Below are 14,354 nucleotides of genomic sequence, written 5' to 3' on the forward strand. Positions count from 1 at the left end.
GCCTCGCATTGAGGCCGGGCGGCTTTTTATGTGCCTGCTTATCAGTGACAGCAGGGGATCATTCATTTTGGCGTCATTGCGGGACCCCGGGTTCTTGGAGCGCATCTGTTGCTGTTCGGCAGGGAATGAGGCCGGTGCTGCTAAGGCTATCTGCCTATTGAAGGCTTTGGTGTCGTGTTGTTGCGCGTCGGCAGTATCGGATATTCGATCTTAGGCAGCCGACCGGTCAGCGAATTCAGAAATGAGACAATGTCGTTTTCCTCTCTATCGCTAAGCTTGGTGCCGAGCTGGATTTCACTCATCAGGGCAACAGCTTGCTTCAGGCTCCAAACCTGTCCCGAATGAAAGTAAGGGGCTCGCAACGCGACGTTTCGCAATGGCGCCGCGCGGAAGACATATTCGTCGCCGACCGCCCTGGTGACCGCAAACCGGCCCTTATCGGCGTCCGGAAGCACGCTTGCGTCCGGCTTTTTCATCACGCCGAACGGGAAGTAGGCCTGTCCACCGAGATTGATACCATTGTGGCAAGAGGAACATCCCTTCGCCATAAACAGTGCCAACCCTGACTTTTGCTGATCATCGAGAGCACGTGTATTGCCCTCCAGATACTGGTCGAACGGAGCCGCAGGTGTAATGAGAGTCGCTTCAAAAGCCTCGATCGCCTTCGCAAAATTTTCAAAGGTGACCGGTCTCGCTTCGTTCGGAAACGCGTTGTTGAACAAGACGACGTAGCTGGGCATTGAGTTCAAGATACCGAGCACATGATCCGGAGTCGCATTCATTTCGGCACTCGCCTGCACCGGGCCGGTGGCTTGCGCCTTCAGGTCCGCGGCGCGTCCGTCCCAGAATTGCGCCGCATTGAACACTGCGTTGTAGACGGTTGGCGCCCGACGTAGGCCGACCTTCCAGCCGTGACCAACGGAGGTCGGACCGGCATCGACTCCGCCGGTGCCGAGATTATGGCACGTATTGCAGCTAATGATCCCGCTCGCTGATAGCCGCGGATCGAAGAACAGCATCTTGCCAAGCTCGACCTTTCCATGCGTCACCGGATTGTCTTTTACCGCAGGAATGACCGAGGGGATTGGATGGAAGGTCTGCTTGGCGTTTCTCATCAGATCATCGTCGGCGTTAGCTCCTGATGACATCAGCAGCCCAATAGCTAAAATCGATGCTTCAGCGACAAGCCGAAGCTCCGGGATTGACATGTTCATACACCGCCTCATTAGTTCTGATTGTTAAACAAGGAAACAGTCGAAAGCGATGCCACGCGTTCCTCGACGGTCCGGCGCAGTATGCAGCGGATCATCTGAAGCGAGGCTGCAAAAATGTGCGACTTTGCAGCTCGCCGCCGGCGTTCACGCACGGGCTTGAGGGGCTTACGTGATTCGCGAGTTGGCTTTGAGCTTAGATCGCGGCCTTTCTGTTGGTCGATCAGCCTAGCGCCTCAACGTTCGGCGTGATGGTCGATCTGACAACAACAAGTGTGCCGCAAGCAGTAAGCTGTCCGGTGGCCGCATCGGTGCTCCATCGAGCGATTGGGTGGCCAATACGCTCCCGCAAAGTTGATGTATCCGTCTTACACCAATGGCCGCGCTCAGCGCTCACGGTGTCATTGGACAATTAGCAACTGCGATGCCAGTTGCGTCCGAGATGCAAGTTGCTGATTTAGTTGTAGAACGGGTCCGGACGAACAAACAAAGTCTGATGTCTTGGTTTGATCACTACATTCAGTGTCACAGATGCCACAAGCGCCAGGCCCGGCTAGAGGTGATCGTAGATACTTTTGTGGTGAGGTTCGCTTGCTAGCTTGCCGACCGCACGCGGGAACGGCGGTAACAAGACCTACGCAGCTGGGCGAGACACTGAGAGGCGCCCGGCGGTGCGCATCGTTCACGATTTCGCCGAGCCCGGCCGACTGAAGCCTCTCCGACTTATATCCGGGCCGCTCTGGCGCGCCGCCGCCGCGAAGCCCGGCTCGTTCGTGAAGGACGAGCCTCCGAGACCGAACATGGCTTGATTCAATTCCACCTGAGGTTCGCTGGCATGGCATTGCCGTGCTCAAGTCTGAAAGGCGCGGCTGCCCAGAGTTTGACGGTGCGACCGTCCGATTGATCGCTACTCCAATTCGACAGGTGACCAGCCTGACCCCGGGTGTTGGTTGGATTACCAAGTCGGCCCACTCACGGGCTGCTGCTCGCTTTTGAAATCCTGCGCGCTGGGGCAAAATAAGCTGAACTTCTGCAGGAGCAACCGCTACTTCGTGCTCTTGCGTTGAATGATGCCGATACAAGAGGACACGCTGGGAGGAGATCGTGACATCAGTCCGCAGATGGCCCAAGTCCTGAGATTTATCGGCGTGTTAGCGAGGAAGAACGTGATTGAGCACTTGTCCATGGCTGGTTCAAGTTGGATACGGTATCCGTGATGACGTCGATTGACGAGCGCTTGAATGAGATCAGATCCGTACGGAATGACATTTGGCGTTGTCGCAGAAGGCTTCAAAGCGAGCTAGATGATCTCCAGCGTAAGATGCTCGAAGAGCGTCTGCTTGAGCGGCAGTCTGCCTTTGAACGGCTCGTCTCGGCCACGTTTCCTTTTACGTTGAGATTGTGAAGCAAAATTTCGGGACCTGTGCCGCGGGAGCATTCCGCGTTAAATAGCGTCCGCTCACAGAGCGCCTGCGCCTGGGTCAGGAATGTAGCGCTCCGGCGCCGCGGGCCGTCGCGCCTCTCATGGCCGCCGCCGACCTGAAAAGCTCGGCCCATAGCCTTGGTTCACCGACGTGCTGCCCGCTGCGCATCGATAATGAAATCGGTCCGGCCCCGTCCAAGGGCACTGCCGGGGGATACCGCTCGCCTGGCTTCTGCGACACCGCAGTCACCTGAGTAACGTTGATCCGGCAGAGCGATCGAAGGAGCTTGAATCGCCCGTAGCGTCAGATTGTACAGAGCAGAGAACGATGTTTCAGTTCAGGTGCAGTCGAATGATAAGACCCGCTCTCGCTTTTGTACTATGTTCCGCTCTCGAGTGGATCGGGCTAGGTATGGGGGCGGTTGCGGAAACAAGGCGGTACGCGTGCACGATCACTGCCGCCGATCGAGAGCCGGCCGGAGTTCGGAATGAGCGGGTTATTCTCACCGTTCAATATGGCTGCCGGATCGCAGGTGGTCTCTTGACCGACGCGGGGATCACAGCAGTGTCGGTCAGCGAGTGGGCCGCTGACAAAAGGACATACTTGGCCTCCATGGAATTTCACCACGCGCTGGAGGGAGTTGCACTTGGGCAACTCTCCGAGGCGACCGACTTCTCTAGCATGGAAGGCGAGCAAGGCATTGGGGTCGCAACTTCCGGCACGACAGTTTCCACATTCGCATCTGGTTCATTGGCCGACCTTTCAGGGAAGACCCTTAAATTCACGACAAAACCCACCGGCCTACGTAGCTTCGAGTTGGAGTTCACAGACTGGCCAGAATCTCTTCTATGGAAATGACGCGTGTCTTACGCTGAATTCCGCAGGCGCGCGCACAGGAATACTGTCCATACTCTTAAGCACACACATATGTGCTGCCCGGCCAATATATGCCGTCCCCCAAGACGAGCACACCTGCAACAGGTTAAGCCAAAACTCCGAAAGCACTCGAGCGCGGTAGAGCGTTCAAATTGACCTTCACGTGGTCCGATCAGCAGCTCTTTTGGCTGCCGATCCGCATATCGGACGATCTGGCGTCGCATGGCAGCGCCTGCGCGACACGGAAGCTATCAACACGGAATAAACGCAGCTCGATCATGAGCACGAAGAAGAAGTTGCCGGCCAACCGCCTCCCGAACGCCGACGAGTACAAACTCAAGGCAGCCCTCATTGTACAACTGAAGCGGTTGATGGCGGAGCGGGGGATCACTCAGACCGAAGTCGCGAAGCTCGTCGGCGTGAAGCAGCCCAACATCTCCAAGCTGCTTCGAGGGCAGTTCACGGAAAGCCGCTGCGCATGCTGGCGGCGTTCGATCAGGACGTCGAAATAAAGGTAAAGCCACAAAGCGTGGCGAAGGGGCCGGATCACGTTTATTCGGGCCTAAGAGCTGCCGAAACGGTGATATCTAACCCTACGGCGGCAAAAGCGCTCATGAACTCACCCTGCAGTGCCCGATCGGCAATCGGGGTTCGGCTGACTGAATCCTTCGCCCCCGCTGTTCTCGCCGAGACCCGCCAGCGTTTCCAGGGATAACTGGGCGAAGGACGCGAGGTCGCCCGAGAGACCGAAGCGCTCCAGCAGGAGCGCGAGAAGCTCAAAAGGGAAGATTAACGGATCGAACGCTAGGTCGTGAACCGACGCGGCGGTTTAGTGCAGCAGCCAACTCGTCCCTACAGAAGCGAAAGGCGCGCGAGGCAGAGCGATCGATTCGGAGGAGATGATCTCCGCTTGCACGACGGGCATCGTCCATCCAGAGGGCAGACATCGTTAGAGCGGGATCCCGGCTGGAGTCTTCGCCAGCCCAAGTACCGAATGCCGTGACATGGCGTCCAATGCGGATTTCGAGGACAATCGGGACTGTCACGGAGAGTCAATTTAGCTGAACGCGGTCAAGCCAAAGACGACGTTCAGGATGGCCCCAGGCGTAGTGAAGCCGAACCTAGAAGGCGATGATGGTTGGCAGAAGGTACCAAGTGGGATCATTCCAACCAGTCCAACGGACATGCTGATCAAAGCGGAAAGCGCGACGATGGCAGCGATGAGTCCGATCCCGAACTGCCGGTGCTCGGTGATGTTCAAGGTGAGCGATTGGGCGATACTTTCTTCGTCCTCCCTCGAGCTTCAATGCGGCAAGTAACCGATCTTTGGCGGCGTCGATTTTCGAAGTGGAGCCGTTCATACTCCTCGCGAAGCGCGGCATCGACGAACAGGGTCCGTCACGGAAGCCGAAGCTGATCATCTTGAAGAACGCCGGCGCCGACCCCTGGGCTTTCGGGATCGCTCACGCCCGATGGCCGGTGCTAACGTGAACTTCTCCTCCATCTCATTCAAGACGCAAAATGACTGAAACAACCGCGAGAAAGGCGACAGCAGCAATTGATCCGGTCCGGACACGTCCTCCCTGTCGGTCGTCCGCATAGATTCCACCCTGGATTTTCGTGTCGATGCTGGTCCCGTAAGCCCAGCACGAAATATAAACGCTCAGAATGGCAACCTGGATAAGTTCAGGAGTTGCATTCGACAGCGCCGCCGATGGGTATGTCCTCAAGCGCAAGTCCCACGAACCCAAGCGCTATTACCGCCGTAACAGTGGTGATGCACCAATTTACAAACGTTGCAATGCGCGACATCCGCACCTGAGCACTTCGCTCCGAGATCTTGGCCCTTTTTACCATAAATTACCTGGGTAAGAAAAATACCGTTCAAGTGGACCATCGGCACGCTGTTCTGCAAAAATGCTGGCGGAGCGCGTTAGCAAAACTGGTTTCAATGGCGATTGATATACCACGCAACGGAGGTAAGCGTAAGGAATCGATCCTGTCCTGGAGCGAGAAAGGAGAAATCGACCAGTGGTTCGCATTCGACCTGCCCTATCTCGACTGCCGACACTTGCGAAGCTGCTGGCCTTTCCGTGAATCCGCTCAAACTGTCTGACGCGCCAGAATCCGATCTTCCCCTTTGTCGAACTACGCCGAACGCAAAAACCTGCAGATTGTTTGATGCGGAAGCGCCCTGTGTCGTAGCCGGCAAATTCAAATCCGGGCAAGCCCAAGGTGACCGTTTGCGAATTTTTAGCTACCGCGCTGCTTGGGAATTGATCAGCTTACGTGCTCTCCACGGCGTCAGCTGTTCGCTCCTCCGAGCGCGCCTCTCCACAGTATCAAGTAAAAGAACGCCGGAGCGAGAGACCATGCGGAAATGGAAGAGGACTGCTGCTGGGCAACTGAGTTCTTGTGGAGACATCTGCAGCAGGTGGTGGAGCGCTCGATGCGTTCTTGCTCGGGGTGGGATCGCGAGCACGATGGGCACATCTAACCGCGCTGAAATCCGCTTCGAACGGATGGTGTTTGCGATCGCTGGATCGGCGCGTACGAAGCAAGGCTGCGCATCCGAGTGACGTCGGCGCGGCCAGACTCCCCGCTGGTGGAGAGCGTAACCGATTGTTTTGTTTCAGACAGGGCGTTGCGGCTACGCTTGTTGGTGGCAGACAGGGTCAGGTTTACAACAATCCGCATCCGGCAGCTATCTAGCTCTATAAACGTTGCTTTTTCTATTCAACCGGCGCTGGCACACTCGTTGCAGACCCCTGCACAGGAGGCGGCTGTTAGTCCTTTGCATCCCATGCACAGGGACATGCCCCGTGATCGCACGCGAGTGAATAAAGAAGCCGATATGACCAACCGCTGGAGAGCAGGCATGACTTCACCGAGAAGCGTCTTGGTCATCGATAGACAGCGTCACACATGGCGCTTCTAACCGCTCAGCCGAGATGAGCTACCAGACCGTGAACGACCCCTGCGGCATGAACGTCGCGAAGTTGCGATCGGTAGGACCGCCCACGCAGATTGCACGCTTACCTGAACGCCGGATCGGAAATCCGTCGGTCTTCCGCAAAAGCGTCGCTTCTTGTTGAGACCACAATCGAAAGGGAAACCTGTATGAGCCGAGCACCTACCCAAAGCGTTGCAGAGATCAAGGCGCGCAACAAGCAGCTAATCGATGAGGTGTTGACGGTCTACCCCGAGAAGACCGCCAAAAGGCGCGCTAAGCATCTCAGTGTTCACGAGGCGGGGAAGTCGGATTGTGGCGTCAAGTCGAATATCAAGTCCATTCCCGGCGTGATGACCATCCGCGGCTGCGCCTATGCGGGCTCCAAGGGCGTGGTCTGGGGACCCATCAAGGACATGATCCACATCAGCCACGGTCCGGTCGGCTGCGGTCAGTACTCGTGGGGCTCGCGGCGCAACTACTACGTCGGGACGACCGGCATCGACACGTTCGTGACACTGCAGTTCACCTCCGATTTTCAGGAGAAGGACATCGTGTTCGGCGGCGATAAAAAGGTCACGAAACTCATCGATGAGCTCCAGGAGCTATTTCCTCTCAACAGGGGCATCACCATTCAGTCCGAATGTCCGATTGGCTTGATCGGTGACGATATCGAGGCGGTCTCCCGAGAAAAATCGAAGGAATATGGCGGCAAAACCATCGTGCCTGTGCGGTGCGAGGGCTTCCGTGGCGTGTCGCAGTCGCTCGGCCATCACATCGCGAACGACGCCGTTCGGGATTGGATCTTTGACAAGAGCGTCCCAGAGACCAGCCCTAAATTTGAACCGACGCCATATGATGTTGCGATCATCGGCGACTACAACATCGGCGGCGACGCATGGTCGTCACGAATCCTGCTGGAAGAAATGGGCCTACGCGTCATCGCCCAGTGGTCCGGGGATGGATCTCTCGCTGAATTGGAGGCGACGCCGAAGGCAAAGCTCAACATACTGCATTGCTATCGCTCGATGAACTACATCTCACGGCACATGGAGGAAAAATTCGGGATTCCCTGGTGCGAGTACAACTTCTTCGGTCCCTCCAAAATCGCGGAGTCGCTGCGAAAAATTGCAAGCTTCTTCGATGACAAGATCAAGCAAGGCGCCGAACGCGTCATCGCGAAATATCAACCGCTTGTCGATGCTGTGATCGCGAAATACCGGCCGCGGCTTGAAGGCAAGACGGTAATGCTGTTCGTCGGCGGCTTACGTCCTCGCCACGTCATCGGCGCCTATGAGGACCTCGGCATGGATGTTGTCGGCACGGGCTATGAGTTCGGGCATAACGATGACTACCAACGCACCGCCCAGCACTACGTCAAAGATGGCACGCTGATCTACGACGATGTCACCGGCTACGAATTCGAGCGCTTCGTCGAAAAGATCCGGCCAGACCTGGTCGGCTCCGGTATCAAGGAAAAATACGTCTTCCAAAAAATGGGCGTGCCGTTCCGCCAAATGCATTCCTGGGACTACTCGGGTCCTTACCACGGCTATGACGGCTTCGCGATCTTCGCCCGCGACATGGACATGGCGATTAACTCCCCGATCTGGGGGAAGACCACCGCGCCTTGGAAGGACGCTCCGCAGCCGAGCCTCATGGCAGCGGAATAGGAAGGCCGACCCCGGGCCGTTTCTTTCCGCAGAGGAGGGGAAGGGCAGGAGAACGAACGCAAGAACCCAAAGAGTGCCATGATGACACAGAACGCCGAACACATACTCGACCACTCCGAGCTTTTCCGGGGAGACGAATACCAGCAGATGCTGGCCAAGAAGAAGGCGCTATTTGAGAATCCGCATGATCCCGCCGACGTCGATCGCATCAAAGAATGGTCCAAGACGTCCGAGTACCGCGAGAAGAACTTCGCCCGCGAGGCGCTAACCGTTAATCCGGCGAAGGCTTGCCAGCCGCTGGGTGCGGTGTTCGCCGCCCTCGGGTTCGAGCGCACACTGCCGTTCGTCCACGGCTCACAGGGCTGCGTCGCGTATTATCGCAGCCATCTGTCACGGCACTTCAAGGAGCCGACCTCGTGCGTCTCCTCGTCCATGACGGAAGACGCGGCCGTGTTCGGGGGGCTTAACAATCTTACGGACGGGCTTGCCAACAGCTATAGCATGTACAAGCCGAAGATGATCGCGGTCGCCACGACCTGCATGGCGGAAGTCATCGGCGACGACCTCAATGCCTTCATCAAAACATCAAAGGAAAAAGGTTCAGTCCCAGCGGACTACGACGTACCATTCGCTCACACTCCTGCGTTCGTCGGCAGCCACGTTACTGGCTACGACAATACGCTCAAGGGCATCCTCGAGCATTTCTGGGATGGCAAAGCCGGCACGGCCCCAAAACTCGAGCGTAAAGCAAACAACACGATCAACTTCATCGGTGGCTTCGACGGCTACACTGTCGGAAACATCCGTGAGATAAAGCGTATCTTCGAGCTGATGGGGATCGGCTACACCATCCTCGCGGATAACAGTGACGTGTTCGATACCCCCACGGACGGCGAGTTCCGCATGTATGATGGGGGCACTACACTAAAGGATGCCGCGAACGCTGTCCACGCCAAGGCAACCATTTCCATGCAGCAATATTGCACGGAGAAGACGTTGTCCTTCATCAAAGGGCACGATCAGGAGGTCGTCGCTTTCAATCACCCGCTGGGCGTCAGCGCCACGGACGATTTCCTGATGACGCTGTCGCGTGTCACCAACAAGGCAATTCCAAATGCACTGGAGCAGGAGCGTGGGCGTCTGGTAGACGCAATGGCTGACTCCAGCGCGCATGTTCACGGCAAGAAGTTCGCGATCTATGGCGATCCAGACCTCTGCTATGGCCTGGCCGCATTCCTGCTGGAGCTCGGCGCTGAGCCGATCCACGTGCTGTCGACGAACGCGAGTAAGGCGTGGGAGCTGAAGATGCAGGCGCTGTTCGCGAGCTCGCCCTTCGGTAAAAACTGCCGCGCCTTCCCAGGCAAGGATCTCTGGCACATGCGATCGCTCCTGTTCACAGAGCCGGTCGATTTCCTGATCGGTAACACCTACGGCAAGTATCTCGAGCGTGACACCGGAACGCCGCTAATCCGCATCGGCTTTCCCATCTTCGATCGCCATCATCACCATCGTTATCCAGTGTGGGGCTATCAGGGGAGCATGAATGTGCTGGTCAAGATTCTCGACAAGATCTTCGATGAGATCGATCGAAAGACTAGCTCGGTTGGCAAGACAGACTATAGCTTCGACATCATACGCTAAGGCGAGCTCCCCGCCTCATCGTCCGCAGAAACAGCGGCGCTGCGGCGGGGATCACAGGTTCTCCGCCGGCCATCCTTGTGGTCTGCGGTGTGTTGACATCCCCGAGAGAGACACCATGACTTCGCTTCCCACGACCATACAGGACGTCTTTAACGAACCGGGCTGCGCCAGGAACGCGAGCAAGTCGAAGGTTGAGCGTAAGAATGGTTGCACCAAGCAGCTCAAGCCGGGCGGCGCCGCCGGCGGATGTGCCTTCGATGGCGCCAAAGTCGCGCTGCAGCCCTTCACCGATGTCGCCCATCTTGTGCATGGTCCAATCGCCTGTGAGGGCAATTCCTGGGACAATCGTGGTTCGGTCTCGTCCGGCTCCGATCTGTGGCGCAGAAGCTTCACCACAGACATGAGCGAGACCGATATCGTCTTCGGCGGCGAGAAGCGGCTGTACAGGGCAGTCAAGGAGATCACAGAGAAATACGACCCGCAGGCCATCTTCGTCTACCAGACATGCGTGCCCGCAATGATCGGTGACGACATCGATATGGTCTGCAAGGCGGCCTCCGCCAAATTCGGCAAGCCGGTCATTCCCATCAATTCACCGGGATTTGTCGGGTCGAAGAACCTTGGTAACAAGCTTGCTGGCGAAGCACTGCTGGAGCACGTCATCGGTACCGGAGAGCCGGATTACACGACATCGTATGATATCAACATCATCGGTGAATACAATCTGTCCGGCGAGCTTTGGCAGATCAAGCCCCTGCTCGATGAGCTCGGAATCCGGATCCTGTCGTGCATCTCGGGGGACGGCAAGTATCGCGAGGTCGCTTATTCGCACCGAGCCAAAGCCGCGATGATGGTTTGCTCAAGGGCAATGATCAACGTCGCACGCAAGATGAGGCAGCGCTACGGCATCCCGTTTTTTGAAGGCTCCTTCTACGGTATTGAGGATACCAACGATTCACTCCGCCAGATCGCGCGCATGCTGATCGAGAGTGGTGCGCCGGCTGAGCTGATGGAACGCACGCAAGCCCTGATCGCACGCGAAGAGACCAAGGCCTGGGCTGCGATTGAACGTTTCAAGCCGCGCTTTGCCGGCAAGAGGGTTGTTCTCATCACCGGCGGTGTGAAATCCTGGTCGATGGTGGCCGCTTTGCAGGAGGCCGGGCTCGAGATCGTCGGCACGTCCGTGAAGAAATCGACCATGAAGGACAAGGAACGTATCAAGAAATTAATGGGCCAGGACGCCCATATGATCGAGGACATGTCGCCTCGCGAGATCTACAAGATGCTCAAGGACGCAAAAGCCGATATCATGCTCTCGGGCGGCAAGTCGCAATTCGTCGCACTGAAGGCGGCGATGCCTTGGCTCGATGTCAACCAGGAGCGCTGCCACGCCTATATGGGCTATGTCGGGATTCTCAAGCTCATGGAGGAGATCGAGAAGGCCCTCTACAATCCGATATGGGATCAGCTCCGCCAAGCCGCGCCATGGGATGATTTCGACCGGAAGCTTCAGGCAAAGACGGCTGCGCAGATGTATGCGCAAGCCGCGGATCCAGTTCGGGACCCGAGCAGGAACGGCGTCAGGACGATAACTTTCTCCAATCAAGCTGAGGCCAGCGAGGGTGAGAGCGCGATTGCGCCGCATGGCCCGAAGCTCGGCGAGCCCAACAAGCCCTGCACCAGTTCCATCGGGCGTTGCATTGCTTGTAAGGACATTCCTTCCGATCTCCAGCCGGCGGCACTGCAGGCGGCGGAGTAGGGGACATGGCGATCGTCACTACCTCGAAGAAAGCCTGTTCGGTCAATCCGCTCAAGATGAGCCAGCCGATCGGCGGCTCATTTGCCTTCATGGGGTTGCGCGGCGCGATGCCGCTTTTGCACGGCCCTCAAGGTTGCGCCTCCTTTGGGCTGACGCTGTTCGTGCGCCATTTCAATGAAGCCGTGCCGATGCAGACGACTGCCATGAGCGAGGTCGCAACCGTGCTCGGCGGCCACGAGAATCTCGAACAGGCGATCCTCAACATCTACAATCGCGCCGAGCCCGAAATCATTGGCATCAATTCAACTGGGGTCACCGAAACCAACGGCGATGACGTCGAAGCCTTCATCCGGTTGATCCGACAGAAGCACCCGCAGCTCGAAAAGCTCCCCCTTGTCTACGTCTCGACTCCGGATTTCAAGGATGCCTTTCAGGATGGCTGGGGGAAGACGGTGGCGCGGATGATCGAGGTGCTTGTGGCACCGTTCGACGCAGCCAGACCGCGCGATGCGTCCCGCGTTAACGTGCTACCTGGTTGCCACCTCACGCCCGGCGACCTCGACGAGCTTCGCACGATCTTTGAGGATTTCGGTCTCAAGCCCTCCTTCCTGCCGGACCTTGCAGGTTCGCTGGACGGCCACATCCCCGACGAATTCACGCCGACTACGATCGGGGGGATTGGAGTGGACGAAATTGCGACCATGGGGCAGGTGGCCTGGACGATCGCGATCGGCGCGCAAATGCGCGGTGCGGCCGAGACCATGCAGGTGCGGACAGGCGTGCCGTTCCGTCTATTCGAGCGGCTCTGTGGCCTTATCCCAAGCGACGAATTTATGGCGTTCTTGAGCCAGATCACCGGCCGGTCAGTACCCTCGAAGTATCGCCGGCAGCGTGGACAGCTGGCAGACGCCATGCTGGATGCTCATTTCCATATCGGCGGCCGCAAGCTCGCGATCGGCGCCGAGCCGGACTTGTTATTTGATCTCTCCAGCTCGCTCGACGAGATGGGGGCGCAGGTCACTGCTGCGGTGACGACGACGAACTCACCGGTGCTGCAGCGGGTCAGGACCGAGGACGTCCTAATCGGCGATCTGGAGGATCTTGAAGAGCTTGCCAGGTCGCGTGACTGCGACCTCTTGATGTCCCATTCACATGGTCGCCAGGCGGCTTCGCGACTCAATGTTCCATTCTTCCGGGTAGGCTTTCCCATGTTCGATCGCCTTGGGGCTGCGCACCTCACAATCGTTGGTTATCGCGGCACGCGCGACCTGATCTTTGATATCGCCAATCTCATCATCACCGACCGAGAGATTAACCATCGGCCGACGCCTGACAGCTGGCGATTCACCAACTCTGGCCTGCAGGTCGATTCGCCTGGGTTGCATTCAGCAGGGAGAGAAAACAACGCGGATGAAAGTTGCATTTGCCACTCAGGACTTGAAGCATGTCGATGCGCACTTCGGCTGGGCCAAGAACATCGCGATCTACGAGGTCGGCCCGGAGGGGCATCGGTTTATTGAGGCGATCCAGTTCGGTGGTGACCTCACGGAAGACGGCAATGAGGATAAGCTAGCGCCCAAGATCGAGGCGATCAGGGACTGCGCAATCCTCTATGTTGCGGCGATCGGCGGCTCGGGTGCTGCACGAGTCGTCGCGAGCAAGATCCATCCGATGAAGGTGCTGCAACCAGAGCCCATCGACGAACTTTGCGTCAAACTCGAAACCGTGCTGAAGGGCTCGCCGCCGCCCTGGCTGCGGAAGCTGCTCGCCAAAAACCCGGAACGTACAGTGGATTTCGAAACCTGAAGGAACGAGGATGGGAGATACGTCCGAAGTCACTCCAGCCGCCGCAGCGGCGGAGCGGCCATTTCTGAAAGAGCTCGTCAAGATCTGGCGCGCCCAGGACTCCCACGGCGCCTGGGAGGGCAAGAAGGATCTCGATTTGCTCGAACCCTACGTCCTCGACAAGCACAAGCGCCGTGCGCTGCCTATTGTCGGCAATCCCGACCCCAAGACGACATGGCGGCTGGAGCTGTTCTTTAACGCGGTTGCGCTCTCGATCGAGAAGGCGACCGGAGTGATGATCTCGCCAATGCTGAAGATGCACAACGAAGGGTTCGGTCGGATCGTGTTGATCGGCGGTCGGCTCGTTGTCGTGAGCAAGCAGCTGCGCGACGTGCATCGCTTTGGTTTCGACCATTTCTCTGATCTCGCTGATCAAGGCGACAAATTCGTCAACAGTGGCGTTGAGATGATCCGTAAGTTCCCGGAAGTGGCGAATTATTGAGGCAAGCATGAACGATGTTGAAGCGCTGAAAGCGGAAATAAAGAAGCTGTCGGCGAAGGCGACCCAAGCCAAGATGGACCTCCACGACCTCTCCGAGGAGCTGCCGGTCAACTGGTGCTCGATCCTGAGTGTGGCGCAGAAGGCCCACGCTGCCTTCAGCGAGCTAGAAAGCAAGCGCCAAAATCTCCAAGCGCTAGACAAAGCATAGCGGATCTCAAGCCGTGTCATTTAGGACCCGCGACGGCCGCAGTTGGGAGCCGGATTACCTGGTTTCTATCGATCTCAAGAAGTGCATCGGCTGCGGCCGCTGCTATAAGGTTTGCGGCCGCGAGGTCATGACGCTGAAGGGGCTAAGCGAGGGTGGCCAAATCATCGATCTCGATGAGGAGGACGATGAGCTCGAAAAAAAGGTCATGGTGTTGAATGATGAAGGCGCTTGCATCGGCTGCAGCGCCTGCGCGCGGGTGTGTCCAACAAACTGTCAGACGCACGCGCCACGGGCTTGAAGCGACTTTCGCCGCTATGAATACGGC

General features: G+C 57.6%; 11 protein-coding genes. 10 read left to right on the plus strand and 1 reads right to left on the minus strand.

Annotated elements, in window-relative coordinates:
• Positions 1–146: 146 nt before the first annotated feature.
• Positions 147–1,214, minus strand: a complete 1,068-nt coding sequence (locus AC0L21_RS31470; RefSeq protein ID WP_473255557.1) for a cytochrome-c peroxidase — start codon at positions 1,212–1,214, stop codon at positions 147–149.
• Between the two features lie 2,033 nt (positions 1,215–3,247).
• Here AC0L21_RS31470 and AC0L21_RS31475 point away from each other — a divergent pair.
• The 10 genes from AC0L21_RS31475 to fdxB all read left to right on the plus strand — a co-directional run bounded on the left by AC0L21_RS31475 (position 3,248) and on the right by fdxB (position 14,327).
• Positions 3,248–3,493, plus strand: a complete 246-nt coding sequence (locus AC0L21_RS31475) for a hypothetical protein (RefSeq protein ID WP_473265624.1) — start codon at positions 3,248–3,250, stop codon at positions 3,491–3,493.
• A 170-nt stretch (positions 3,494–3,663) separates the two neighbouring features.
• Positions 3,664–4,023 carry an XRE family transcriptional regulator gene (locus AC0L21_RS31480; protein ID WP_473265625.1) on the plus strand — a complete coding sequence of 120 codons (360 nt, stop codon included), beginning with the start codon at positions 3,664–3,666 and terminating at the stop codon, positions 4,021–4,023.
• Positions 4,024–6,631: 2,608 nt separating this feature from the next.
• Positions 6,632–8,134 (plus strand): nitrogenase molybdenum-iron protein alpha chain, encoded by a 1,503-nt coding sequence (gene nifD / locus AC0L21_RS31485; RefSeq protein WP_473265626.1) that lies wholly within the window; start codon positions 6,632–6,634, stop codon positions 8,132–8,134.
• Positions 8,135–8,215: 81 nt separating this feature from the next.
• The gene (gene nifK, locus AC0L21_RS31490) at positions 8,216–9,775 is read left to right on the plus strand and encodes a nitrogenase molybdenum-iron protein subunit beta (RefSeq protein WP_473265627.1); all 1,560 of its coding nucleotides are present in this window, start codon (positions 8,216–8,218) and stop codon (positions 9,773–9,775) included.
• Positions 9,776–9,890: 115 nt separating this feature from the next.
• Positions 9,891–11,534, plus strand: a complete 1,644-nt coding sequence (nifE, locus tag AC0L21_RS31495) for a nitrogenase iron-molybdenum cofactor biosynthesis protein NifE (protein ID WP_473255559.1) — start codon at positions 9,891–9,893, stop codon at positions 11,532–11,534.
• A gap of 5 nt (positions 11,535–11,539) precedes the next feature.
• Positions 11,540–13,054, plus strand: a complete 1,515-nt coding sequence (nifN, locus tag AC0L21_RS31500; RefSeq protein WP_473255560.1) for a nitrogenase iron-molybdenum cofactor biosynthesis protein NifN — start codon at positions 11,540–11,542, stop codon at positions 13,052–13,054.
• Positions 12,945–13,340 (plus strand): nitrogen fixation protein NifX, encoded by a 396-nt coding sequence (gene nifX, locus AC0L21_RS31505; protein WP_473255561.1) that lies wholly within the window; start codon positions 12,945–12,947, stop codon positions 13,338–13,340. The genes nifN and nifX overlap by 110 nt, the downstream gene beginning before the upstream one ends.
• 10 nt (positions 13,341–13,350) lie before the next feature.
• Entirely contained in the window at positions 13,351–13,821 is a 471-nt protein-coding gene (locus tag AC0L21_RS31510; RefSeq protein WP_473255562.1) for a NifX-associated nitrogen fixation protein, read from the plus strand.
• 7 nt (positions 13,822–13,828) lie between these two features.
• A complete protein-coding gene (locus tag AC0L21_RS31515) occupies positions 13,829–14,029 on the plus strand; it encodes a CCE_0567 family metalloprotein (protein ID WP_369726381.1) in 201 nt (66 codons plus the stop codon).
• A 13-nt stretch (positions 14,030–14,042) separates the two neighbouring features.
• Positions 14,043–14,327: a ferredoxin III, nif-specific gene (gene fdxB / locus AC0L21_RS31520; protein WP_473255563.1), complete on the plus strand. Its 285-nt coding sequence runs from the start codon at positions 14,043–14,045 to the stop codon at positions 14,325–14,327.
• Positions 14,328–14,354: the final 27 nt, after the last annotated feature.

It is taken from the genome of Bradyrhizobium sp. WSM4873 (assembly GCF_055811355.1).